At 70.8% G+C, this 23872-nt stretch carries 19 protein-coding genes and 1 pseudogene; 8 read left to right on the top strand and 12 right to left on the bottom strand.

Annotated elements, in window-relative coordinates:
- Positions 1-3 precede the first annotated feature (3 nt).
- Positions 4-1224 (bottom strand): acetate kinase, encoded by a 1221-nt coding sequence (locus tag ACZ5NH_RS35570; protein ID WP_468781244.1) that lies wholly within the window; start codon positions 1222-1224, stop codon positions 4-6.
- Positions 1225-1247: 23 nt separating this feature from the next.
- The gene (gene pta / locus ACZ5NH_RS35565) at positions 1248-3323 is read right to left on the bottom strand and encodes a phosphate acetyltransferase (RefSeq protein ID WP_468781242.1); all 2076 of its coding nucleotides are present in this window, start codon (positions 3321-3323) and stop codon (positions 1248-1250) included.
- A 209-nt stretch (positions 3324-3532) separates the two neighbouring features.
- Here pta and ACZ5NH_RS35560 point away from each other — a divergent pair, with 209 nt between their 5' ends.
- Positions 3533-4558: an ATP-dependent 6-phosphofructokinase gene (locus tag ACZ5NH_RS35560; RefSeq protein WP_451552525.1), complete on the top strand. Its 1026-nt coding sequence runs from the start codon at positions 3533-3535 to the stop codon at positions 4556-4558.
- Here ACZ5NH_RS35560 and ACZ5NH_RS35555 read toward each other — a convergent pair.
- Both ACZ5NH_RS35555 and ACZ5NH_RS35550 read right to left on the bottom strand, forming a co-directional pair.
- Complete coding sequence (locus tag ACZ5NH_RS35555; protein WP_468781240.1) at positions 4555-5244, bottom strand: XRE family transcriptional regulator; 690 nt, start codon at positions 5242-5244, stop codon at positions 4555-4557. The genes ACZ5NH_RS35560 and ACZ5NH_RS35555 overlap by 4 nt on opposite strands.
- 119 nt (positions 5245-5363) lie before the next feature.
- A complete protein-coding gene (locus ACZ5NH_RS35550; RefSeq protein ID WP_468781238.1) occupies positions 5364-5852 on the bottom strand; it encodes a hypothetical protein in 489 nt (162 codons plus the stop codon).
- Positions 5853-5885: 33 nt separating this feature from the next.
- On the opposite strand from ACZ5NH_RS35550, the gene ACZ5NH_RS35545 reads away from it, so the two are divergent.
- Positions 5886-6443, top strand: coding sequence for a hypothetical protein (locus ACZ5NH_RS35545; protein WP_468781236.1), 558 nt, complete (start codon positions 5886-5888; stop codon positions 6441-6443).
- Positions 6444-6575: 132 nt separating this feature from the next.
- On the opposite strand, the gene ACZ5NH_RS35540 is transcribed toward ACZ5NH_RS35545, so the two are convergent.
- Complete coding sequence (locus ACZ5NH_RS35540) at positions 6576-7268, bottom strand: response regulator (RefSeq protein ID WP_468781234.1); 693 nt, start codon at positions 7266-7268, stop codon at positions 6576-6578.
- The gene (locus ACZ5NH_RS35535; protein ID WP_468781232.1) at positions 7265-8896 is read right to left on the bottom strand and encodes a sensor histidine kinase; all 1632 of its coding nucleotides are present in this window, start codon (positions 8894-8896) and stop codon (positions 7265-7267) included. The genes ACZ5NH_RS35540 and ACZ5NH_RS35535 overlap by 4 nt, the downstream gene beginning before the upstream one ends.
- Positions 8897-9051: 155 nt before the next feature.
- On the opposite strand from ACZ5NH_RS35535, the gene ACZ5NH_RS35530 reads away from it, so the two are divergent.
- Positions 9052-10431, top strand: a complete 1380-nt coding sequence (locus ACZ5NH_RS35530; RefSeq protein ID WP_388620988.1) for a cation:dicarboxylate symporter family transporter — start codon at positions 9052-9054, stop codon at positions 10429-10431.
- Between the two features lie 99 nt (positions 10432-10530).
- On the opposite strand, the gene ACZ5NH_RS35525 is transcribed toward ACZ5NH_RS35530, so the two are convergent.
- Positions 10531-11169, bottom strand: coding sequence for a TetR/AcrR family transcriptional regulator (locus tag ACZ5NH_RS35525; protein WP_388620990.1), 639 nt, complete (start codon positions 11167-11169; stop codon positions 10531-10533).
- Between the two features lie 156 nt (positions 11170-11325).
- Here ACZ5NH_RS35525 and ACZ5NH_RS35520 point away from each other — a divergent pair, with 156 nt between their 5' ends.
- The 5 genes from ACZ5NH_RS35520 (at position 11326) to ACZ5NH_RS35500 (ending at position 17101) form a co-directional block, all read left to right on the top strand.
- Complete coding sequence (locus tag ACZ5NH_RS35520; protein WP_468781229.1) at positions 11326-12999, top strand: MFS transporter; 1674 nt, start codon at positions 11326-11328, stop codon at positions 12997-12999.
- A gap of 110 nt (positions 13000-13109) precedes the next feature.
- Complete coding sequence (locus ACZ5NH_RS35515) at positions 13110-13874, top strand: DUF2127 domain-containing protein (protein WP_388620994.1); 765 nt, start codon at positions 13110-13112, stop codon at positions 13872-13874.
- A 60-nt stretch (positions 13875-13934) separates the two neighbouring features.
- Positions 13935-14363: a MerR family transcriptional regulator gene (locus tag ACZ5NH_RS35510; RefSeq protein ID WP_388620996.1), complete on the top strand. Its 429-nt coding sequence runs from the start codon at positions 13935-13937 to the stop codon at positions 14361-14363.
- A complete protein-coding gene (gene trxA, locus ACZ5NH_RS35505) occupies positions 14360-14692 on the top strand; it encodes a thioredoxin (protein WP_388620997.1) in 333 nt (110 codons plus the stop codon). Before ACZ5NH_RS35510 ends, trxA begins: the two co-directional genes overlap by 4 nt.
- A gap of 168 nt (positions 14693-14860) precedes the next feature.
- Positions 14861-17101: a HelD family protein gene (locus ACZ5NH_RS35500; RefSeq protein WP_468781361.1), complete on the top strand. Its 2241-nt coding sequence runs from the start codon at positions 14861-14863 to the stop codon at positions 17099-17101.
- Here ACZ5NH_RS35500 and ACZ5NH_RS35495 read toward each other — a convergent pair.
- From ACZ5NH_RS35495 to ACZ5NH_RS35475, 5 genes and pseudogenes are all read right to left on the bottom strand, one after another.
- Positions 17088-17927 carry a hypothetical protein gene (locus ACZ5NH_RS35495; RefSeq protein ID WP_468781226.1) on the bottom strand — a complete coding sequence of 280 codons (840 nt, stop codon included), beginning with the start codon at positions 17925-17927 and terminating at the stop codon, positions 17088-17090. The two genes, ACZ5NH_RS35500 and ACZ5NH_RS35495, sit on opposite strands and share 14 nt — an antisense overlap.
- An 84-nt stretch (positions 17928-18011) precedes the next feature.
- Positions 18012-20216: a 1,4-alpha-glucan branching enzyme gene (gene glgB / locus ACZ5NH_RS35490; RefSeq protein ID WP_468781359.1), complete on the bottom strand. Its 2205-nt coding sequence runs from the start codon at positions 20214-20216 to the stop codon at positions 18012-18014.
- A gap of 79 nt (positions 20217-20295) precedes the next feature.
- A complete protein-coding gene (locus ACZ5NH_RS35485) occupies positions 20296-21666 on the bottom strand; it encodes a maltokinase N-terminal cap-like domain-containing protein (RefSeq protein WP_468781224.1) in 1371 nt (456 codons plus the stop codon).
- A gap of 86 nt (positions 21667-21752) precedes the next feature.
- The gene (gene treS, locus ACZ5NH_RS35480) at positions 21753-23453 is read right to left on the bottom strand and encodes a maltose alpha-D-glucosyltransferase (RefSeq protein ID WP_468781222.1); all 1701 of its coding nucleotides are present in this window, start codon (positions 23451-23453) and stop codon (positions 21753-21755) included.
- A pseudogene (locus ACZ5NH_RS35475) lies at positions 23450-23872 on the bottom strand (DUF3459 domain-containing protein); the annotation flags it as partial. The gene treS and the pseudogene ACZ5NH_RS35475, both read right to left, overlap by 4 nt.

The following is a 23872-nucleotide window of genomic DNA, read 5'->3' as shown; positions in this document are numbered from 1 at the left end:
TATTCAGTTGTTCTTTCCGACCAGTGCGTAGGTCTGCGTCGCGATCTCCAGTTCTTCATCCGTCGGGACCACGGCCACCGCCACCCGCGCCGACTCCGGCGAGATCAGCCGGGACTCGCCCGAGCGCACGCCGTTCAGCTCCGGGTCGACCGCCAGGCCCAGGGACTCCAGGCCCGCGATCGCCGCCTCCCGCACGGGCGCCGCGTTCTCGCCGACCCCGGCCGTGAACGCGACCGCGTCCACCTTCCCGAGCACGGCGTAATAGGCGCCGATGTACTTCTTGAGCCGGTGAATGTAAATGTCGAACGCGAGAGCGGCGGCTTCGTCGCCCTCGTCGATCCGGCGGCGGATCTCCCGCATGTCGTTGTCCCCGCACAGACCGAACAGACCGCTCCTCTTGTTGAGAAGAGTGTCGATCTCGTCCATGGACATATCCCCAACCCGGGCCAAATGGAAGATGACGGCCGGATCCACATCACCGGAGCGCGTACCCATCACCAGCCCCTCCAAAGGAGTGAGCCCCATCGAGGTGTCCACGCACCGGCCCTTCTCGACGGCGGACGCCGAGGCGCCGTTGCCCAGGTGCAGCACGATGACGTTGACCTCGGACGGTTCCTTGCCGAGCAGTCGCGCGGTCTGACGCGAGACGTAGGCGTGCGAGGTGCCGTGGAAGCCGTAGCGGCGGATGCGGTGCCGGTCGGCGATCTTCGGGTCGATCGCGTAGCGCGCCGCCGACTCCGGCATCGTCGTGTGGAACGCGGTGTCGAACACCGCGACCTGGGGCAGGTCGGGGCGCAGTGCCTGGGCGGTGCGGATGCCGGTCAGGTTGGCCGGGTTGTGCAGCGGGGCGACCGGGATCAGCCGCTCGATCTCGGCGAGCACCTCGTCGTCGATGACGGTCGGCTCGGTGAAGAACATGCCGCCGTGCACCACCCGGTGCCCGATCGCGGCCAGTTCCGGCGAGTCCAGGCCCAGCCCGTCCCGGGCCAGCTCCTCGGCGACCGCCTTGAGGGCGGCGTCGTGGTCGGCGATCGGCCCGGTGTGCTCGCGCGTGTCCCCGGAGATGAGGCAGGTGTGCTTGAGCCGGGAGGTCTGCTCGCCGATGCGCTCCACCAGCCCGACGGCGAGCCGGCTCGCGTCGCGCATGTCGAGGAGCTGGTACTTCACCGACGAGGAGCCGGAGTTGAGGACGAGGACGCGGCTCGCCGCGAGGTTTTCTGCCACGGTGATTCTGATGCTCTCTGTACTCAGTTGGCGGGCGTCTGGGCCTGGATCGCCGTGATGGCGACGGTGGAGACGATGTCCTGGACGAGCGCGCCCCGGGACAGATCGTTGACCGGCTTGCGCAGCCCCTGCAGGACCGGCCCGACGGCGATCGCGCCGGCCGAGCGCTGCACGGCCTTGTAGGTGTTGTTGCCGGTGTTGAGGTCGGGGAAGATCAGCACGCTGGCCTGCCCGGCGACATCGGAGTCCGGCAGCTTGGTCGCGGCGATGGACGGCTCGACGGCCGCGTCGTACTGGATCGGCCCCTCGATCTTCAGGTCGGGCCGGCGCGAGCGGGCCAGCTCGGTGGCCTCGCGCACCTTCTCGACATCGGCGCCGAAGCCGGACGTGCCCGTGGAGTACGACAGCATCGCGATCCTGGGCTCCACGCCGAACTGCGCGGCCGTGGACGCCGACTGGATGGCGATGTCCGCGAGCTGCTCGGCGTTCGGGTCCGGGTTGACCGCGCAGTCGCCGTAGACCAGCACCTTGTCGGCCAGGCACATGAAGAAGACGGACGAGACGATCGACGACTCGGGCCTGGTCTTGATGATCTCGAAGGCCGGGCGGATGGTGGCCGCCGTGGAGTGCACCGAGCCGGACACCATGCCGTCGGCGAGGCCCTCCTGGACCATCAGGGTGCCGAAGTAGTTGACGTCCGAGACGACGTCGTAGGCCAGCTCGACGGTGACGCCCTTGTGGGCCCGGAGCTGGGCGTACTTCTCGGCGAAGGAGTCGCGCAGTTCGGAGGTGGCGGGGTCGATCAGCTGGCTGTCGCCGAGGTCGACGCCGAGGTCGGCGGCCTTCTTGCGGATCTGGTCGACCGGGCCGAGCAGGGTCAGGTCGCACACGCCCCGGCGCAGCAGCACCTCGGCTGCGTGCAGCACCCGCTCCTCGGTGCCCTCCGGCAGGACGACCCGGCGCTTGTCGGCGCGGGCCTGCTCCAGCAGCTTGTGCTCGAACATCATCGGGGTGACCCGGTCGGTGCTGGGGGCGCTCACGCGCGCGGCCAGGTCGGCGGTGTCGGCGTACCGCTCGAACAGGCCGAGCGCCCGCTCCGCCTTGCGCGGGGTGGCCGCGTTCAGCTTGCCCTCCAGGGAGAACAGCCGCTCGGCGGTGGGGAAGCTGTTGCCCGTCACGGAGAGCACCGGGGTGCCGGGGGCGAGGCGGGCGGCGAGGGTGAGGATCTCCTCGCTCGGCACCTCGTTCAGGGTCAGCAGCACGCCGGCTATCGGTGGGGTGCCTGCGCTGTGCGCGGCCAGCGAGCCCACGACCAGGTCGGCGCGGTCGCCCGGGGTCACGACCAGGCAGCCCGGGGTCAGGGCGCCGAGCAGGTTGGGCAGCATCGCGCCGCCGAAGACGAAGCCGAGGACGTCCCGGGCGAGCCCGGAGTCGTCGCCGAGCAGCACCTTGGCGTCGAGGACCTGGGCGATCTGGGCGACGGTCGGCGCGGACAGCGCGGGCTCGTCGGGGACGACGTAGCAGGGCACCGGCAGCCGGTCCGCGAGCCGCTCGGCGATCTCGTCGCGGTCCTCGCGGGCCACCCGGTTGGTGACCATCGCCAGCACGTCGCAGCCCAGGCCGTCGTAGGCGCGGTAGGCGTTGCGGGTCTCGGCGAGCACCGACTCGGTGGTCTGCCCGCGGCCGCCTACCACCGGGATCACCGAGGCGCCGAACTCGTTGGCGAGGCGGGCGTTCAGCGACAGCTCGTCCGGCAGCTGGGTGTCGGCGAAGTCGGTGCCGAGGACGAGGACGACGTCGTAGTCACGCGCCACCAGGTGGAAGCGCTCGACCAGCGCGGAGACCAGCTCGTCGGTGCCCTGCTCGGCCTGGAGCGCGGACGCCTCGTGGTAGTCCATGCCGTAGACGGTCGCCGGATCCTGGGAGAGGCGGTACCGCGCCCGCAGCAGCTCGAACAGCCGGTCGGGGCCGTCGTGCACGAGCGGACGGAACACGCCCACCCGGTCGACCTGCCGGGTCAGGAGCTCCATGACCCCCAGCTCCACGACCTGGCGGCCGTCACCGCGGTCGATCCCGGTCACGTACACGCTGCGCGTCACGCGTCCACTCCGTTCCTCTGTTCGTGTGACTTGTATGTCTTGAATGTCGCGTCTTCGGCATAAAAATCGCCCACCAAGGTGAGCGGAACCCTCTTGACAATACCCCTGGCCCCGGATAAGGCGCCCGTCAAGTGACTCACTGCCCCGGTGGACGTGAAACAATCGACACTGGCTCACCGGTAACGACAGCGAGCAGGAGACACAGCACGATGCGCATCGGAGTTCTCACCGCAGGCGGCGACTGCCCCGGCCTGAACGCCGTGATCCGGTCGGTCGTGCACCGGGCGGTTGCGCAGTACGGCGACGAGGTCATCGGCTTCGAGGACGGCTACCGGGGTCTGCTCGACCGGCACTACCGCACCCTCGACCTGGACGGGGTCAGCGGCATCCTGGCCCGTGGCGGTACCATCCTCGGCTCCTCCCGGCTGGAGCGCGACCGGCTGCGCGAGGCCTGCGACGGCGCCGCCGACATGGTCGAGGAGTTCGGCATCGACGCGCTGATCCCGATCGGCGGCGAGGGCACGCTGACCGCGGCCCGCATGCTCTCCGACGCGGGACTCCCGGTCGTCGGTGTCCCCAAGACCATCGACAACGACATCTCCTCCACCGACCGCACCTTCGGCTTCGACACGGCCGTCGGGGTCGCCACGGAGGCGATGGACCGCCTGAAGACCACGGCCGAGTCCCACCAGCGCGTGATGGTCGTCGAGGTCATGGGCCGGCACGCGGGCTGGATCGCCCTGGAGTCCGGCATGGCCGCCGGCGCCCACGGCATCTGCCTGCCCGAGCGCCCCTTCGACCCCGCCGACCTGGTCAAGATGGTCGAGGAGCGCTTCGACCGCGGCAAGAAGTTCGCCGTCATCTGTGTCGCGGAGGGCGCACACCCCGCCGAGGGCACCATGGACTACGGCAAGGGCGAGATCGACCAGTACGGCCACGAGCGCTTCCAGGGCATCGGCACCGCGCTGGCGTACGAGCTGGAGCGGCGCCTCGGCAAGGAGGCCAAGCCGGTCATCCTCGGCCACGTCCAGCGCGGCGGCGTCCCCACCGCCTACGACCGGGTCCTCGCCACCCGCTTCGGCTGGCACGCCGTCGAGGCCGCGCACCGCGGCGAGTTCGGCCGGATGACCGCGCTGCGCGGCACCGACATCGTGATGGTGCCGCTCGCGGAGGCGGTCACCGAGCTGAAGACGGTGCCCAAGGACCGCATGGACGAGGCGGAGTCGGTCTTCTAGGCCGTCCGGTCCGCCACGCCCTTCCAGAAGTTCGCCACGATCCGGTCGAGGAACTCCCGGCCGGACTCGCTGGCGCTTGTGCTGCCGCCGCCCCAGCTCAGGGTGGCGGCCATGTGGCCCTGGTAGTCCTCGTGCAGTTCCTGCAGAACACCTTCGAGGACGGCCCGGTCCACGGGTGCCAGCTTCGCCACCGGACGCACATGGGCCTGCCAGCGGGTGGTCACCGCGCTGTGCAGCAGTTCGGCGAGTTTCGCCTCGCGGCCGGTGACGGCGACGAAGTCGGGCAGGGTGAGATCCAGCACCCGGGCGAGCGCGGCCGACTGGCGCTCGTTGCCCCGCCACTGCCCGCCCTCCTCCATGTGCAGATAGGCGCGCAGGTCCATGTCCACGGCGCGGGCGACGTCCTCGGGCGCGACGGCGCGGGCGATGCGGTGCTCGCGCAGGGTCTGCGGCCGGCCGAGGAGTTCGCCCGGGGAACACCACAGCACGCCGGCCAGCGCGGTGAGTTCGGGGTGGCTGGGTGCGGCGGCGCCGCGTTCCCACGCGATCACCAGATCGGGAGTGACGTACGGCAGTCCGTAGGAGGCACGCAGGCCGTAGGCGACGTGCTCGGGGCCCATGCCGAGCGCGGCGCGCAGCCGGCGGGCCGCGGGGGCGTTGAAGGGGGGAGCTGAGGGTTGGCGCACCTCGCACAAGCTAGGGCCGCTGTGACGCGATGGCTACGGTCTGTTCGGCCAGGATCACGGATTGTCGGAACGTACAGTTCCGGCCGTTCGGTAGGTAACGGACGGAACACCCTTCCGGCTCACCCCTTGACCGCCCCGCCCAGCGCGAAACCGCCGCCCAGTCGTAGTTGATGCTGACCGAGGCCGGCAAGGCCGCCTCCTCCAGCTCCGTCGGCACCCCGTCCATGAAGTTCTCCAACCCTCCATCTCGGACTCGGCGTCGGCGAGGACGACACGTCCGCCGTGGCGATCGGCTTGAAGTGCGCCCGTGCGTCGGGCAGGTCCCGCACCGCGGCACGGGCCGCCGAGAGCAGCGCGTGGGAGCCATGCCAGGCCTCGGGGCGCAGCCGGCCGATGAGCGACGCGGTGAGCGCGGCGGTGTTCTTGGCGCCCTCGCCCAGCTCGGCGGCGGCCACCTGCCAGGGTGTGCCGGGCAGGTGCCCCACTTCCACGAAGGTTCCGTTGCCGGGGTGGGGCCGGTCCCTTCGTCCCTCGATGTGTGCGCCCACGGCGGCGTACTCCAGCGCGAGTGCGGTCAGGACCAGAACAGTGGGCTTCGTCTCCGGCACACCCTTAAGGTAATGCCTGGGGAAGGGGTGCACGTGGCTGAACGGGACGTCACGGTGGGCCAGTTGCTGCTCGCCGAGTACCAGACGATCAAGGACGAGCAGAAGACCCGGATCGGGTTCCGGGACAATCTGCTCTACGTCACTCTCACCGTGGTGGCCGCCGTGATCGCCGCCGCCGCCCAGGCCAAACAGCCGGCGATGCTGCTGGCGCTGCCGCCGGTGTGCGTGGTGCTCGGGTGGACCTATCTCGTGAACGACCAGAAGATCTCGGCGATCGGGGCCTATGTGCGGGGCGAGTTGGGGCCCCGGCTCGCCGCGACGGCTCAGGCCGAGGGGGGCGAGGTCTTCGCGTGGGAGGTCGCGCACCGCACGGACCCGGGGCGCGTCTCCCGGAAGGTCGCGCAGTGCGTGGTGGACCTCCTCGCCTTCTGCGTCGTGCCGCTGAGCGCGCTCGTCGTGTACTGGGCGGGCGGTGATGCCTCGGCCGGGCTGGTGGTCCTGTCCGCGCTGGAGGCGGTCGCGGTCGTGGGGCTGGGGGTGTGCATCGTCCAGTACGCCGTGCCGTTCGGGGCGGGGAGTGCGGCCGGGTGAGCGATCACGTCGACTTCCGGGGCGGGGACTTCCGCGGGCCCGTCATCGGCAAGGCGGAGTACAAGCAGCAGGCGCCGGCCCGGGCCGACGCGCCTGGCGAAGCCGCGCAAGCCCTCGCCCGGGCCGAGGCCCTCACCGCCCCTGAGGCACCCACCGATAAACCAACTCCGGCCTCCCCACCTGCCCGTACAGCGGACTCCGGCCCGCCCGTCCCGCTTCCACCAGGTGCTCCAGATACCTCCGGGCCGTGATCCGTGAGATACCGACCGCCTCGGCGACGCCGGCCGCGGTCAGCCCCTCGGAAGCCTCCCGCAGTGCCCCCGTCACCCGCTCCAGCGTCGGCCCGCTCAAGCCCTTGGGCAGTGCGGCGGGCGACGGCGCGCGGAGTGCGGCCAGGGCCCGGTCGACCTCGTCCTGGCCGCTCGCCTCGCCCGCCGCCGCACGGAACTCGGCGTAGCGGACCAGGCGGTCCCTGAGCGTGGCGAAGGTGAAGGGTTTCAGGACGTACTGGACGACGCCCAGGGAGACACCCTCGCGGACCACCGCCAGGTCCCGGGCCGACGTGACCGCTATGACGTCCGCGTGATGGCCGGCCGCGCGCAGGGAGCGGGCCAGCTGCAGGCCGTGCACATCCGGCAGATGCAGGTCCAGGAGGAGCAGGTCCACGGGCGTGCGGTCGAGGAAGCGCCGCGCCTCCGCGCCTGTGTGCGCCTTGCCGACCGCGGTGAATCCCGATACCCGGCCGACGTACATCACATGCGCGTCGGCGGCCACCGGGTCGTCCTCGACGACCAGGACGCGGATGGGCTGCTGCTCGTTCGTCATCTGCTGCCACCCGTGGGGGTGCGCAGCGGCAACCGGACCTCGAACACCGCTCCGCCCTCGCCATCCTCGTCGGACTCCGCCACCGTCAACGTGCCCTCGTGGCGGGTCACCGCCTGCCGGACCAGGGCCAGCCCGAGGCCCCGTCCGCCGGGCCCGGCCGGCTTCGTCGAGAACCCCCGCTGGAATACCAGGTCGGCATGGTCCGGGTCGACCCCGGGGCCCGTGTCGGACACCCTGAGCACCACCTCGGTGTCCGAGGCGTACGCCGTCACCGTCACCCGCGCCCGGACGCTGCCCTGCGCCGCGTCCACCGCGTTGTCGATCAGGTTGCCGAGGATCGTGACCAGGTCACGGGCGGACAGGTCGTCCGGGAGCAGGCCGTCGTCCAGGCGGCTGTCCTCCGACACCACCAGCTCCACGCCCCGCTCGTTGGCCTGCGCCGTCTTGCCGAGCAGCAGGGCGGCGAGCACCGGTTCGCCGACCGCCGCGACCACCTGGTCGGTGAGTGCCTGGGCCAGCTCCAGTTCCGCCGTGGCGAACTCCACCGCCTCCTCGGCCCGGCCCAGCTCGATCAGCGACACCACCGTGTGCAGACGGTTGGCGGCCTCGTGCGCCTGTGAGCGCAGCGCCTGGGTGAAACCCCGCTCCGAGTCCAACTCACCCATCAGCGACTGGAGTTCGGTGACATCGCGCAGGGTGACGACCGTGCCGCGGCGCTCCCCGCCCGTCACCGGGGAGGTGTTCACCACCAGCACCCGGGACGCCGTCAGGTGCACCTCGTCCACCCGGGGCTCGGAGGACAGCAGTGCGCCGGTCAGCGGGGCCGGCAGGCCCAGGTCGGCCACCGAGCTGCCGACCAGCTCCGTGTCCGGAGCGCCCAGGCCCAGCAGTTCGCGGCCGCCGTCGTTGATCAGCGCCACCCTGTACTGCCCGTCCAGCATCAGCAGGCCCTCGCGGACCGCGTGCAGCGCCGCCTGGTGGTAGTCGTGCATCCGGCTCAGTTCGGTGGCGTTCATGCCGTGGGTGTGACGGCGCAGGCGCGCGTTGATCACATACGTGCCGACCGCGCCGAGCAGCAGGGTGGCCCCCGCGAAGCCGAGCAGGGCCGTGACCTGCCCCTGGACCCGGGCGCTGATCGCCTCCACCTTGATGCCGGCGCTGACCAGGCCGATGACGCGGCCGTTCTCCTCGACCGGGGTCACCGCGCGCACGGAGGGGCCGAGGGTGCCGGTGTAGGTCTCGGTGAAGGTGTGGCCGTGCAGGGCGGGGTCGATACGGCCGAGGAAGCGTTTGCCGATCTGTGTCCGGTCGGGGTGGGTCCAGCGGATGCCCGCCGGGTTCATGATCGTGACGAAGTCGACGTCCGCGTCCCGCATGACCATGAGCGCGTACGGCTCCAGCTCCACCGTGGGGTGGGAGGTGTGGATCGCCGAGCGGACCGAGGGGGCGTCCGCGATCGAGCGGGCCACCGCGGTGACCTGGCGGACCGCCGCGTCCTCGGCCTGCCGCTGGTCGCTGACGTAGGTGAACAGCGCATACCCGGCCACGACCACCGCTATCAGCACGGCCTGCACGGCGAACAGCTGGCCGGCGAGGCTGCGAGGTCGGGGGAGGGACGGGAAGCGCATGTCAGCAGTGTGCCTCTCCGGTTAAGCGTGAACTAAATGAACGGAAGGGTGACCGCCCTCACAGGTCGGGAGATAGTCACGGCATTCCCCAAACAACCCCCGGACGTGAGCCGCACGCCGGTTGTTCGCCGACGAAGACGTCAAGGAGGGCAGTCGTGGCCGCCATAACCCCCGATACGGCACCTGCCGCACCCCGCGTGAAGCGGGACCGGACCCACTATCTGTACATCGCCGTCATCGTGGCGGTCGCGCTCGGCATCGCCGTGGGCCTCATCTGGCCCGACGCCGCTGTCCAGCTGAAGCCGCTCGGAACCGGTTTCGTGAACCTGATCAAGATGATGATCTCGCCGATCATCTTCTGCACGATCGTGCTCGGGATCGGGTCCGTACGGAAGGCCACCAAGGTCGGCGCCGTCGGCGGTATCGCCCTCGGCTACTTCCTCGTGATGTCGCTCGTCGCGCTCACCATCGGGCTCGTCGTCGGCAATGTGCTGCACCCCGGTGACGGGCTGCACCTGACGAACGCGATCAAGCAGACCGGGCATGCCCAGGTGTCCCCGGACGCGCTGCCGCCCGTCGACTTCGTGCTGTCGATCATCCCGACCACGTTCGTCTCCGCCTTCACCGAGGGCCAGGTCCTCCAGACGCTGCTGGTGGCCCTGCTCGCCGGGTTCGCGCTGCAGGCCATGGGCTCGGTCGGGCAGCCGGTGCTGCGCGGCATCGAGCACATCCAGCGGCTGGTCTTCCGCATCCTGTCGATGGTCATGTGGGCCGCGCCGATCGGCGCGTTCGGCGCGATCGCGGCCGTCACCGGTTCGGCCGGACTGGACGCGCTGAAGAGCCTCGCCGTGCTGATGCTCGGGTTCTACGTCACCTGTGTGCTGTTCGTCTTCGTGGTGCTCGGCGCGATCCTCCGCGCCGTCGCGGGCCTGAACGTCTTCTCCCTCTTCAAGTACCTGGGGCGGGAGTTCCTGCTGATCCTGTCCACCTCCTCCTCCGAGTCCGCGCTGCCGCGGCTGATCGCCAAGATGGAGCACCTGGGAGTCAGCAAGCCGGTCGTCGGCATCACCGTGCCGACCGGTTACTCCTTCAACCTCGACGGCACGATGATCTACATGACCATGGCGTCGCTGTACATCGCGGACGCCCTGGGCACGCCGATGTCCGTCGGCGAGCAGATCCCGCTGCTGCTCTTCCTGCTGCTGGCCTCCAAGGGCGCGGCGGGCGTCAGCGGCGCCGGTCTCGCCACGCTGGCCGGCGGTCTGCAGTCGCACAAGCCCGCGCTGGTCGACGGGGTCGGGCTGATCGTCGGTATCGACCGGTTCATGAGCGAGGCCCGTGCGCTGACGAACTTCGCGGGCAACGCGGTCGCCACGGTGCTGGTGGGCACATGGACGAAGGAGATCGACAAGGAGCGGGTGCGGCAGGTGCTCGCGGGTGAGCTGCCGTTCGACGAGACCACGCTGATGGACGAGGGCCAGGGCACGGTCGCCGAGGTTCCCGAGCCCCGCGAGGGGGAGCTGGCCAAGGCCTGATCCCCGATCACCCGAAAGGAACTCCGGATGCCCGGCCCCGCCTGAACCCGGGCCGGGCATCCGGGAACCACCGCCGGGCGGCTGGGGCTCCCCCGTGCCTCAGCCGCCCGGCTTCTCTCGTTCCTCACTCACCTTGGCCACCAGCTCGGTGGCCGTCGAGGCGGGTACGCCCGCCGCGGTCAGCACCGTGACCGTGGCCGAGCGGCCCGCCTCCTGTGCTGTCAGCAGGCCGTCGTTCACCGCCTCCATCACCGCCATGATCACCTGCTCGTGCACGTACGCCAGTGCCGGCGCCGGCAGGGGTGAGCTGAACACGCCCTGATCAAGGCCCTGCTGGAGCAGTCGGACCTTGCCCTCGCGCAACGGGGCGAGGCGTTCGCGGATGCCCTGGACGGTGACCGTGCGCTGGGCCAGGGCGATCAGCAGCCGGTAGCGGTCGGCGATCTCCCCGATGGCGAGCACCGAGCGGGCCACCGACTCCGCCGGGTCGGCCACCCCGGCACGGGCGCGGGCGTCCGCGTCCGCCAGCGCCGCCACCGCCCCGTCGACCAGGGTGCTGATCAGTGCCTCGCGGCTGGGGAAATGGCCGTACACCGTCCGTCGTACGACTCCCGCGGCGCGCGCGATCTGGTCCATGGAGGCGTCGGGATCGCGCAGCAGTTCGGCGAGGGCGACGTCGAGGATGCGGCGCCGGTTGGCGTCGGCGCGGCTGGTGTTACCCGTGGTCATGGCCGTCATTCTGCCTTCCCTCCGCCTTCCCGCTGCGTCTCACTCGACTTGCACAGTGCTGTGCAACGACGTACATTGCACAGTGTTGTGCAATTGCACGACGCTGTGCAAATCCATGCCGTGCATCACGTACTCGTCGCACACCTGAGGAAGGCGACCCCTGACATGCGACTCGTCATGACCGAACCGGTCGAGAAGATGGAGCGCCCCTACGCCCGGCGCTGGTGGGCACTGCTCGTGCTCTGCCTGAGCCTGCTGATCATCGTGATGGCGAACACCGCCCTCACGGTCGCCGCGCCCGACATGACGAAGGACCTCGGGCTGACCAGCGCCGACCTGCAGTGGGTGATCGACGGCTACACCGTCCCCTACGCCGCGCTGATGCTGCTGCTCGGCGCCATCGGCGACAAGTACAGCCGGCGCGGCGCGCTCGTCCTCGGCCTCGTCGTCTTCGGCGGCGGCGCGGTCTTCGGGTACCTCGCCGACAGCGCGGCGACCGTCATCGCGGCCCGTGCCGTGATGGGTGTCGGGGCGGCGCTGATCATGCCCGCCACGCTCTCCCTGCTCGCCGCGACCTTCCCGCGGGGCGAGCGAGCCAAGGCGATCACCCTGTGGACGGCGACGGCAGGCCTCGCCATCGCCGCCGGACCGGTCGTCGCCGGCGCCCTGCTGCGCGACCACGGCTGGTCCTCGACCTTCCTGATCAACGTGCCCATCGCGGCCGTGGCGATCGTCGCCGCCTTGGTCCTGGTGCCGCCCTCCAAGGCCGGTCACCACGACCGCATCGACTACGCCGGCGGGCTGCTGTCGGTGATCTGGACCGGCTCGCTGGTCTACATGATCATCGAGGGCCCGCACTTCGGCTGGGGCGTCAAGGCCGTCACGGCGGCGGTCATCGCAGGCATCGGCCTGGTCGCCTTCATCGCCTGGGAGCTGCGCCACCCCCGCCCGATCCTCGACGTGCGCCGCTTCACCACCCGCCGCTTCGCCGGCTCCAACCTCGCCGTCGCCCTGTTCTTCCTCGCCGTCTTCGGCGCCTTCTACTACCTCACCCAGCATCTGCAGTTCGTCCTCGGCTACGACGCCCTGGAGACCGGCCTACGCATGCTGCCGCTGGCCGGCGCCGTCTTCGTCGGCTCGGCGCTGACCGGCTGGCTCACCCCGCGCGTCGGCATGAAGTGGACCGTCACGGCGGGCATGGTCGGCGGTACGACGGCCCTTGCGCTGCTGACCCGGGTCGACGCGGCCTCGACGTACGCCGACTTCCTGGCCCCCCTGATCATCCTCGGCCTCGCCATCGGCCTCGCCCTCTCGCCCTGCACCGACGCGATCATGGGCGCCTTCCCCGAGTCCGAACTGGGCGTCGGCGGCGCGGTCAACGACACCTCGCTGGAGCTCGGCGGCTCCCTCGGCATCGCCATCCTCGGCTCGCTGCTCGCCACGTCGTACGGCAACCACCTCCGCGACGCCGGCGCGGGCAGCAAGCTCCCGGCGAGCGCCCTGGACACCGCGCGGGACTCGGTCGGCGCCGGGTACGCCGTCGCCCAGGGAATCGGCGACAAGGCACACGCGCTGGCCGCACAGGCGGCCCGCGCCAAGGACCCCCAGCAGGCCGCACAGCTCAAGCAGCAGGCCACCGAACTCGCCGCGGGCGCCCGGCAGATGGCCGACGCGGTCGGCTCCTCCTTCTCCTCCGCCGTCGCGCACACCAGCCTGGTCGGCGCGGTGATCCTCGGCATCGGCACGGTCCTCGTGGCCGTCCTGCTGCCACGCCGTGAAGCCGCCGCGCCGGAGGTGAAGACCGAGGAGAGGGAGCTGGTGAACAGCTCGGCCGACTGACGGTTTCCCGCCTCCATCCGCTAACGTGCCGCTCCGGACCGACCGGAACGGCACGTTCGTGCCTGGCGTCAGTACGTGTGAGTCAGTACCTGTATGGAGGCACGGGGGACATGAAGATCGACTGGGACCGGCGCACCTGCGCGCGCAAGGGGCACGTGACCTACGCGCCCGACGACCCCCGGCTGCGGATCCGGCTGCACGCCGAGACCGCGCTCGGGGAGGTGTGGCGCTGTCTGCGCTGCGGCGACTTCGTGCTCGGTGAGCCGCACGGCTCCGGACCGGCCGCGGACGCCCCGCTGGTGCCGCGCGGCAAGGTGCTCCGCGACCTGTTCATCCTGCGCTTCCTCTCGATCGAGCGGGCCGTGCGCGGGGTGTTCATCGTCCTTGTCGCGGTCGCGGTGTGGAAGTTCAGCAACAGCCAGGACGCGGTGCGCCGGCTCTTCAACGAGAACCTGGATGCCTTCCGCCCGGTCTTCAGGCACTTCCACTACGACCTCGACCACTCACCGGTGGTCGGCTCCATCCAGAAGGCGTTCGGCTACAAGCACTCCACGCTGCTGCTGGTCGCCGCCCTGCTGCTGGTCTACGCCCTGATCGAACTGGTCGAGGCGGTCGGCCTCTGGTACGCCAAGCGCTGGGCGGAGTATCTGACGGTCGTCGCCACCGCCGCCTTCCTCCCCCTGGAGATCTACGAGCTCACCGAGAAGGTCAGCTATCTGAAGATCACCACCCTGGTCCTCAACATCCTCGCGGTCCTCTACATCGCCCTGGCCAAGCGCCTGTTCGGCCTGCGCGGTGGCCGCAGGGCCTTCGAGGAGGAGCGGCACAGCGCCTCCCTGATGGAGGTGGAGGAGTCGGCGGGGGTGACCGTCTGAGGGTGCATCGTGGCCCCCGGCCTTGCCTTGACGCCGACGTCAACACCTACGGTCGTAGACATGCGAATCGGCGAGCTGGCCGCGCGGGCCGGGACCAGCACCCGCACCCTGCGCTACTACGAGGCACGGGGGCTGCTGCCCGCCCGGCGCGACGACAAGGGACACCGCATCTACGACGAGAGCGACCTCAGGCTGCTCCAGCAGATCCGGACGCTGCAGGACTTCGGGTTCGAGCTGGAGGAGACCCGCCCCTTCGTGGAGTGTCTGCGTGCCGGGCACCCGGACGGCGACTCCTGCCCGGCCTCGCTCCAGGTCTACCGCCGCAAGCTGGCGGAGCTGGACGCGCTCATCGGGCAGCTGTCGGCGGTGCGGGAGACGGTCGCCGGGCAGCTGCGGCGGGCCGAGCTGGCCCGTGACGCGCTGGCCGCCGAGGCGCTGGTTCCGGGTGGCCCGGAGCCCGTGTGCGAGCTGGGAGGGCTTTCGCGATGAGCTTGGTGAGCGGACTGACCGAGGTGACGGACGCGGATTTCGAGACGGAGGTACGGGGCTCGGACCTGCCGGTGCTGGTGCAGTTCACGGCCGACTGGTGCGGTCCGTGCCGGCAGCTCGCGCCGGTGCTGAAGGACATCGCCTTCGAGGAGGGCGACCGGCTGAAGATCGTGCAGATCGACGTCGACCGCAATCCGGGGACGACGGTCGCCTACGGGGTGCTGTCCACGCCGACCCTGATGGTCTTCCGGGACGGTGAGCCGGTGCGGTCCATGGTGGGGGCGCGGCCCAAGCGGCGGCTGCTGGAGGAACTGGCCGACGTGCTGTAAAGCGGAGCCGTCCACGAAAAAATCCCCTGAGCAATTGCGCTCGGGGGATTTCTGTGCGTATATTTAGTGGTTCGTGACTTCATTTCGACAAGTCACGGAGAAGTTCACTGAGCACAGTATATCCGGGCGGGAGCGGAATTGTCAAACACCGAATTTCCGAACGATGAATTGCGGCACGAGCAGGAATTCATCGACGGACTGTACGCGCGCGTGGACGTGCTGCGCGGCGACGCCGAGACCTCGGTCGCGGACGCGCTCGCCCAGGGCGACAAGCCCATGCAGGCCCGGCTGGAGCGGGACATCCTGGTCGCCGAGCGTTCGGGGCTGCTCGCCGCGCTGAACGCCGTGGACGGCTCGCTCTGCTTCGGCCGGATCGACCTGGCCGACGGCACCGCCCACCACATCGGCCGGATCGGGCTGCGCGAGGACGACGCCGAGCGCACCCCCGTCCTCATCGACTGGCGGGCCGACGTCGCCCGTCCCTTCTACCTGGCCACCGGTCACACCCCGATGGGCCTGCGCCGCCGCCGGCACATCAGCACCGAGGGCCGGACCGTGACCTCCCTGCACGACGAGATCCTCGACCTCGGCGACGCCAGCCGCACCGGGTACGAGGACCACAACGCGGACGCCGTGCTGCTGGCCGCGCTGAACTCGGCGCGCACCGGCCGCATGAGCGACATCGTGCAGACCATCCAGGCCGAGCAGGACCAGATCATCCGGGCGCCGTACCGCGGGGTGCTGGTGGTCGAGGGCGGGCCCGGCACCGGCAAGACCGCGGTCGCCCTGCACCGCGCCGCCTACCTCCTCTACGAGTACCGCGAGCTGCTGGCCCGCCGGGCCGTGCTGATCGTCGGCCCCAACCCGGCGTTCCTCGGCTACATCGGCGAGGTGCTGCCCTCCCTCGGCGAGACCGGGGTGCTGCTGGCCACGGTCGGCGAGCTGTTCCCCGGCGTGAAGGCGACCGCGACGGACACCGCCGAGGCGGCCGCCGTGAAGGGCCGCGCCGACATGGCCGACGTGCTCGCCGCCGTCGTACGCGACCGGCAGGCCCTGCCGGACCCGGTCATCGCGATCGAGCACGACCGCGAGGTGCTGATGCTCGACGACGGGCTGGTCTCCGTCGCCCGCGAGCGCACCCGCGCCGCCAAGCTGCCGCACAACGCGGCCCGTGAGTACTTCGAGGGCCACATCCTCAACACCCTCACCGAGCTGTACGCCGAACGCGTCGGCACCGACCCGTACGACGGCAGCAGCCTGCTCGACGCCTCCGACATCACCCAGATCCGCGACGAGCTCGCCGAGAACCCCGAGGTCTGGTCCGCGATCGACCAGCTGTGGCCGCGGGTCACCCCGCAGCGGCTCGTCGCCGACTTCCTCGCGGAGCCGGACGGCTACCTGCCTCAGGCGGACGCGGACGCGATCCGCCGCCCGGTGACCCGCGCCTGGACCGTCGCCGACGTCCCCCTCCTGGACGAGGCGGCCGAACTCCTCGGCGAGGACGAGCGCTCGGCACGGGCCCGTGCCGAGCGCGAACGAGAGACCCAGATCGCCTACGCGCAGGGCGTGCTGGACGTGTCGTACGCCTCCCGGACCTACGAGTTCGAGGACAAGGAGGACGGTGACCCGGACGGGTCGGAGGTGCTGTCGGCGCACGACATCATCGACGCCGAGCGGTTCGCCGAGCGGCACGAGGAGGCGGACCACCGCAGCGCCGCCGAGCGCGCCGCGGCCGACCGGACCTGGGCGTTCGGGCACATCATCGTGGACGAGGCGCAGGAGCTGTCGCCGATGGCCTGGCGGCTGCTGATGCGGCGCAGCCCGACCCGCTCGATGACCCTGGTGGGCGACCCCGCCCAGACCGCCGAGGCGGCCGGTGTCGGCTCCTGGGCGGACATCCTCGCCCCCTATGTCGAGGACCGCTGGGAGCACACCCGGCTCGGCGTCAACTACCGCACCCCGGCCGAGATCATGGAGCTGGCCGCGGCCGTGGTCCGCGCCGAGAACCCGGACTTCGAGCCGCCGAGCTCGGTCCGGTCGACCGGTGTACGGCCCTGGGTGCGGCGGGCCGACGGCGACCTGCCCGAGGCAGTGGCCAAGGCGGTCGCCGAACTCACCCCGGCCGAGGGCCGCCTCGCCGTCATCGCCCCGCGCGAGCTGCACCGCTCGCTGGCCGGCCGGCTGGACGGCGTCACGGCGGGCGCCGAGCCCGATCTGACCCGTACGGTCGTGCTGCTCGACCCCCGCCAGGCCAAGGGCCTCGAATTCGACTCGGTCCTGGTGGTGGAACCGGCCCGCTACGGCACGAGCGACCTGTACGTCGCCCTGACCCGGGCCACCCAGCGGCTCGGGGTGCTGTACACGGACGAGCGGCCCAAGGCGCTGGCCGCGGGCGTCACCGGGGACTAGGCGAACCGCCGGTGGGCGACGGCGGCGGGTAGCTCGGGTGCAGCGAGGAGGACAGCGGCTCCAGCGACGCGCACAGCGCGGTCGGGAAGGCCGGTTCCCTGCGCTGCACGGCCCGGCACCCGCCGGCCGCGCTCTCGAGGAACGGCTGCCAGCCGGAGTGCTCGGCCCGGAAGAAGTACCGGTCGCCGAGGCGGGACGCGCAGGCGGGGTCCTTGGTGTCGTCGCCGCACGCCGGTCCCGTGCGCCAGGAGAAGTCCAGCACCAGCCACTTTCCGTCGCAGTGCTCGGCGTCCCGGTAGGAGTGCATGGGGGCGTCGACGGCGATCATCGCCTGCTCGTAGGAGGCGGTGGTGCAGTCGGTGGCCGGCGGATGGCAGCCGAGTTCCCCGCACAGCCGCAGCGCGGGCGGCTTGGCGCCGTCGGCGGTGAAGACGATGTCGTTGTCGACCACCAGCTCCCGCTCGCCCAGCGGCTTGGGCAGCCGTACCCGGACCGTGGCCGTCGTCTCCCTGGTGCACCCGGAACGCCTGTCACCGGACGGGGAGCTGAAGGTGATCTGCACATGTACGGTGCCCGGCACCGTGCCGTACTCGGCGTCGGTGTCCACCGCCTTGAGATCCCGCACGCACGGGTGCTCGCCGCTGGGCACGCGCGCGTCCAGGCTCAGCGTGCGGTGGTCGGCGCCGATCCTTGCACCGGTGACTCCGGACGGGCCGAAGGTGGTCCACGGGACCGGCCCGGTCCGAGTGGGCGAGGCGCCTCCGGCCACCCGGGTGCCGCAGCCGCCCAGCAGCAGGACGGCCACGGCGCACAGCAAAGCGGTCACTGATCTCCAAAGTCGCACGCGCCTCAATCCCCCCGTGGTGTACCTGAGTTGACCTGGAGGCACTATAGGGCGCGCGCCGCCCGGTCAGGCGGGCCGCAGCCAGAGAGTGGCCAGCGGCGGCAGGGTCAGCCGGATGCTGGCCGGGCGGCCGTGCCAGCCCTGGGGTTCCGGTTTGATGATGTCGGGGTTGGTGACGTCGCCGCCGCCGTACCGCGCGGCGTCCGTGTTCAGCGACTCGTGCCAGGCGGGCACGTCCTCGGGGACCCCGAGCCGGTAGTCGTGGCGGACCACCGGGGACATGTGGGAGACCGCGAGGAGCGGGTTGCCGTCGGCGTCGAGGCGCAGGAAGGCGAAGACGTTGTCGTCCGCCGCGTCCCCGGTGATCCACTGGAAGCCCGCCGGGTCGGTGTCCCGCTGCCACAGGGCCGGGGTCGCCCGGTACAGCGCGTTCAGGTCCCGTACCAGATCCCGTACGCCCCGGTGGTCGGCCTCGGCGCCGTAGGACGGGTCGAGCAGCCACCAGTCGGGGCCGTGTGCCTCGGACCACTCGGCGCCCTGCGCGAACTCCTGCCCCATGAAGAGCAGCTGCTTGCCGGGGTGGGCCCACATGAAGCCCAGGTAGGCGCGGTGGCCGGCGCGCTGCTGCCACCAGTCGCCGGGCATCTTCGACACCAGGGACCGCTTGCCGTGCACGACCTCGTCGTGGGAGATGGGCAGGACGTAGTTCTCGCTGTAGGCGTACACCATCGAGAAGGTCATCTCGTGGTGGTGGTACCTGCGGTGCACCGGCTCGTGGCCCATGTACTCCAGCGAGTCGTGCATCCAGCCCATGTTCCACTTCAGGCCGAAGCCGAGCCCGCCGAAGCCGCTCGGGCCCTTGTGGTGGGTGGGGCGGGTGACGCCGTCCCAGGCCGTCGACTCCTCGGCGATGGTCACCACCCCCGGGCAGCGCCGGTAGACGGTGGCGTTCATCTCCTGCAGGAAGACCACCGCGTCCAGGTTCTCCCGGCCGCCGTGCTCGTTCGGCGTCCACTGGCCCGGCTCGCGCGAGTAGTCCAGGTAGAGCATCGAGGCGACGGCGTCCACGCGCAGGCCGTCGATGTGGAACTCCTCACACCAGTACACGGCGTTCGCCACCAGGAAGTTGCGCACCTCCCGGCGGCCGAAGTCGAACTCCAGCGTGCCCCAGTCCGGGTGCGCGGCCCGCAGCGGATCGTGGTGCTCGTACAGCGGCCGCCCGTCGAACTCGGCCAGCGCCCAGTCGTCGCGCGGGAAGTGCGCCGGCACCCAGTCCATCAGCACCCCGATGCCGGCCTGGTGCAGCCGGTCCACCAGATACCTGAAGTCGTCCGGGGTGCCGAGCCGGGCCGTCGGGGCGTAGAACCCGGTGACCTGGTAGCCCCAGGACCCGCCGAAGGGATGCTCGGCGACCGGCATCAGCTCCACATGCGTGAAGCCCATCTCCCGTACGTAGGCGGGGAGTTGTTCGGCCAGCTGTCGGTAGGTGAGGCCCGGGCGCCACGAGGGCAGGTGGACCTCGTAGACGGAGAAGGGCGCCTCGTGCACGGGGGTGTCGGCCCGGTGCGCCATCCACTCCGCGTCGGCCCACTCGTGCTGCGGGACGTCCACGATCGACGCCGTCGCGGGCGGGGCCTCGGTACGGCGGGCCAGCGGATCGGCGCGCAGGGTGCGCGAGCCGTCGGGGCGGGTGATCTCGAACTTGTACACCTCGCCCGCGCCGATCCCCGGCACGAACAGCTCCCACACCCCGGAGGAGCCCAGCGAGCGCATCGGGAAGCCGGTCCCGTCCCAGAAGTTGAAGCCGCCCGCGATCCGCACGCCCCGCGCGTTGGGCGCCCACACCGCGAACCGGGTGCCGGTGACCCCCTGGTGGCTGGTGACATGCGCGCCGAGCGCCTGCCACAGCTGCTCGTGCCGGCCCTCACCGATCAGATGCAGGTCCAGCTCGCCCAGGGTGGGCAGGAAACGGTAGGGGTCCTCGGTGTCCAGGACGTTCCCCTCGTACGCCACCAGCAGCCGGTACTCCGGTGCGCCCGCGAGCGGCAGCAGCCCCGAGAAGAACCCGTCGCCGTCGTCGTGCAGCTCGGCCCGCAGCTCGCCGGTGACGACCGTGACGGACAGCGCGTACGGCCTGAAGACCCGGAAGACCACGCCGCCGGGCACCGGATGGGTGCCCAGGACGGAGTGAGGGTCATGGTGGGTGCCGTGCAGCAGCCTTTCCCGGTCGGCGGGGGAGACGGCGGCCGCCGGCCGCTCGTGCGCCGGCACCTTCTGCCTCGGGACCGTCTTCTCCCTGGTCCTGGTGTGCTTCTTGCCTTTCGGGGTCACGGACGAGCCTCCTGGTTGTTCACGCGGCGAGGCGACGGATCGCCGAGAGCGGTACGGGGAGCCAGTCGGGGCGGTGCCGGGCCTCGTAGACGACCTCGTAGACCGCCTTGTCGGTCTCGAAGGCCCGCAGCAGCACCGGATCGGTGCGCGGATCGCGGCCGGACACCTCCGCGTACCCACAGCAGTAGGCGGCCCGGCACACGCGCGCCCAGTCCGGCGCGGGCGGGGTCACGGAGTGGGCGGCGTAGTCGAAGGAGCGGAGCATCCCCGCGATGTCCCGCACCGGCGGCTGCGGCATCCGCCGTTCGGCCGGCGGCCGGGCCGGCTCGCCCTCGAAGTCGATCAGCGACCACTCCCCGGAAGGGGAGCGCAGACACTGGCCCAGGTGCAGATCGCCGTGGATCCGCTGAGCGGTCCAGGTGCGGCCCTCGGCGGCGAGCGAGGCCAGCGCCGCGTAGGCGGAGCGCAGTCCGCTCTCGTACGGCCGCAGGCCGGGCACCGCCTGGACGGCCGCCTCCAGTCGCTCGGTCATCCCGTCGGCCAGCGACTGCAGCTGCACATGACCGAGGGTGACCGTCGGCAGGGCGCGGGCGAGCGCGGTGTGCACCTCGGCGGTGGCCCGGCCCAGCGACCGTGCCTCGGCGGCGAAGTCCTCGCCCTTGGCCAGCTCGCGCAGCGCCAGCTCCCAGCCGTCGCTCGCCCCGCTGACGAAGGGCTGGAGCACCGCCAGCACATACGAATCCGCGTCCAGCTCGGCGTGCAGCCAGGCCGTCGGCGCGGGCACCCGGGGGCAGTCCGCGCGGGCCAGCGCCAGGGGTATCTCCAGGTCGGGGTTGACGCCGGGCACCACCCGGCGCAGCAGTTTCAGGATGAACGTATCGCCGTAGACCACCGACGAGTTGGACTGCTCGGCGGTCATCAGCCGGGCCACGAGACCCTCGCGGATCTCCTGGCGCGGCTCCCGCTCGAAACGCAGCCCGCCGATGCGCGCCCGGGTGCGCAGGGCCTCCAGGAGCACCTCGGCGGGCCGGGGGTCGTACAGGGCCTCGTACACCGTGCGTCCGGCGAGCGGCCCGTCCGCCACATGCCCGATCAGCGCGGGCGCCAGCCGGGGCGGCAGCGCCTCGCGCACGCCTATGAGGAGCTGGTAGCAGTCGCCCGGATGGGGCTCGGCGCCCAGCGCGGACGGCTGGTGGACGCGCAGCAGCAGGTGGTACAGGCCCAGCCGGCCGTCGGGCGGCAGCAGTTCGGTGACGGCCACGGGGGTGAACCCGGTGACCGGGCGCCCCTTGCCGGCGAACCAGCGCTGCCTCGGCAGCCACTCGCGCAACAAGGGGTCGAGCGAGGCGAGGAGAGGAGTGGTGCTGGAAGAGGTGACCGTTTCCGCCATGGGCGTCACGTCCTTTCCCCGGGTCGTCGGGGTGTTACTGATGCGTGCCCCGGGTGGGGCGGTGGAAACCGCCCCACGAGGGCCCACTACGCGGCTTCCCGCCGCAGGCGGAACCAGTAGAAGCCGTGCCCCGCGAGAGTGAGCAGGTACGGCAGCTCGCCGATCGCCGGGAAGCGGACCCCGCCGAACAGCTCGACCGGGTGCCGCCCGCCGAACCGGCTCAGGTCCAGCTCCGTGGGCTGTGCGAAGCGGGAGAAGTTGTGGACGCAGAGCACGAGGTCGTCCTCGTACTCCCGCAGGAAGGCGAGCACCGCCGGGTTGGTGGACTGCAGCTCGGTGTAGGACCCCAGTCCGAAGGCGGGGTTCTGCTTGCGGATCTCGATCATGCGCCGGGTCCAGTGCAGCAGCGACGACGGCGACGACATCGACGCCTCGACGTTGGTGACCTGGTAGCCGTAGACCGGGTCCATGATCGTCGGCAGGTACAGGCGTCCCGGGTCACAGGACGAGAAACCCGCGTTGCGGTCGGGGGTCCACTGCATCGGGGTGCGCACGGCGTCGCGGTCGCCGAGCCAGATGTTGTCACCCATGCCGATCTCGTCGCCGTAGTACAGGATCGGCGAGCCGGGCAGGGACAGCAGCAGCGCGGTGAACAGCTCGATCTGGTTGCGGTCGTTGTCGAGCAGCGGCGCGAGGCGGCGGCGGATGCCGATGTTGGCGCGCATCCGCGGGTCTTTCGCGTACTCGGCCCACATGTAGTCGCGCTCTTCGTCGGTGACCATTTCGAGGGTCAGCTCGTCGTGGTTGCGCAGGAAGATGCCCCACTGGCACTTCGAGGGGATGGCCGGTGTCTTGGCGAGGATTTCCGAGACGGGGTAGCGGGATTCACGCCGCACGGCCATGAAGATGCGCGGCATCACCGGGAAGTGGAACGCCATGTGGCACTCGTCGCCGCCGGAGGAGTAGTCCCCGAAGTAGTCGACGACGTCCTCCGGCCACTGGTTGGCCTCCGCCAGCAGCACCTTGTCGGGGTACTGGGTGTCGATCTCCTTGCGCACCCGCCTGAGGAACTCGTGGGTCGCCGGCAGGTTCTCGCAGTTGGTGCCCTCCTGCTGGTACAGGTACGGCACGGCGTCCAGCCGGAACCCGTCGATGCCGAGATCCAGCCAGAACTTCAGCGCGGAGATCATCTCCTCCTGCACCGCCGGGTTCTCGTAGTTGAGGTCCGGCTGGTGCGAGAAGAAGCGGTGCCAGTAGTACTGCTTGCGTACCGGGTCGTACGTCCAGTTGGAGGCCTCGGTGTCGACGAAGATGATCCGGGCGTCCTGGAACTGCTTGTCGTCGTCGGCCCAGACGTAGTAGTCCCCGTACGGACCGTCCGGATCCCGCCTCGACTCCTGGAACCACGGGTGCTGGTCGCTGGTGTGGTTCATGACGAAGTCGATGATCACGCGCATGCCGCGCTGGTGGGCGGCGTCCACGAACTCCACGAAGTCGGCGAGGTCACCGAACTCGGGCAGTACGGCGGTGTAGTCGGAGACGTCGTAACCGCCGTCCCGAAGCGGTGACTTGAAGAACGGCGGCAGCCACAGGCAGTCCACGCCGAGCCACTGCAGATAGTCCAGCTTGGCGGTCAGACCCTTCAGGTCACCGACGCCGTCGCCGTTGCTGTCCTGGAAGGAGCGGACCAGGACCTCGTAGAAGACGGCGCGTTTGAACCACTCCGGGTCCCGGTCCTTGACGGGTGTGTCCTCGAAGGTGTCCGGGACGGGCTCATTCACGATCATATTGTGGGTGACCCTCCGATCTGCGGGTTGGACGGTCGCAGGACGGTGAAGACATGCGCGGGCCGATGGCCCGGTTCGAGGCGCACATAGTTGGCCCTGCCCCAGTAGTAGGTCTCGCCGGTGAGCTCGTCGCGCACCGGCACGGACTCGTGCCAGTCCAGGCCGAGTTGCGGCATGTCCAACGAGACCGTTGCCTCCTGGGTGTCGTGGGGGTCGAGGTTGGCGACCACCAGAACCGTGTTCGACCCGCTCCGCTTCGAGTACGCGATCACCGCGTCCCTGTCGGCGTGGTGGAAGTGCAGATCGCGCAGTTGACGCAGGGCCGGGTGCTGCCGTCGGATGGTGTTGAGCCTGGTGATGAGCGGCGCGATGGTCCGGCCCTCGCGTGCCGCAGCCTCCCAGTCCCGGTGCCTGAGCTG

It is taken from the genome of Streptomyces sp. NPDC031426, assembly GCF_055581585.1.
Note: the sequence above shows the minus strand (reverse complement) of the source record. Positions and strands in the feature narration are given on the sequence as shown.

Coding starts and splice junctions, on each gene's coding strand:
- ACZ5NH_RS35560 (WP_451552525.1), top strand. CDS start 3,533: ATGCGCATCGGAGTTCTCACCGCAGGCGGCGACTGCCCCGGCCTGAAC.
- ACZ5NH_RS35540 (WP_468781234.1), bottom strand. CDS start 7,268: ATGACGAACGAGCAGCAGCCCATCCGCGTCCTGGTCGTCGAGGACGAC.
- ACZ5NH_RS35535 (WP_468781232.1), bottom strand. CDS start 8,896: ATGCGCTTCCCGTCCCTCCCCCGACCTCGCAGCCTCGCCGGCCAGCTG.
- ACZ5NH_RS35525 (WP_388620990.1), bottom strand. CDS start 11,169: ATGACGGCCATGACCACGGGTAACACCAGCCGCGCCGACGCCAACCGG.
- ACZ5NH_RS35520 (WP_468781229.1), top strand. CDS start 11,326: ATGCGACTCGTCATGACCGAACCGGTCGAGAAGATGGAGCGCCCCTAC.
- ACZ5NH_RS35515 (WP_388620994.1), top strand. CDS start 13,110: ATGAAGATCGACTGGGACCGGCGCACCTGCGCGCGCAAGGGGCACGTG.
- ACZ5NH_RS35510 (WP_388620996.1), top strand. CDS start 13,935: ATGCGAATCGGCGAGCTGGCCGCGCGGGCCGGGACCAGCACCCGCACC.
- trxA (WP_388620997.1), top strand. CDS start 14,360: ATGAGCTTGGTGAGCGGACTGACCGAGGTGACGGACGCGGATTTCGAG.
- ACZ5NH_RS35485 (WP_468781224.1), bottom strand. CDS start 21,666: ATGGCGGAAACGGTCACCTCTTCCAGCACCACTCCTCTCCTCGCCTCG.
- treS (WP_468781222.1), bottom strand. CDS start 23,453: ATGATCGTGAATGAGCCCGTCCCGGACACCTTCGAGGACACACCCGTC.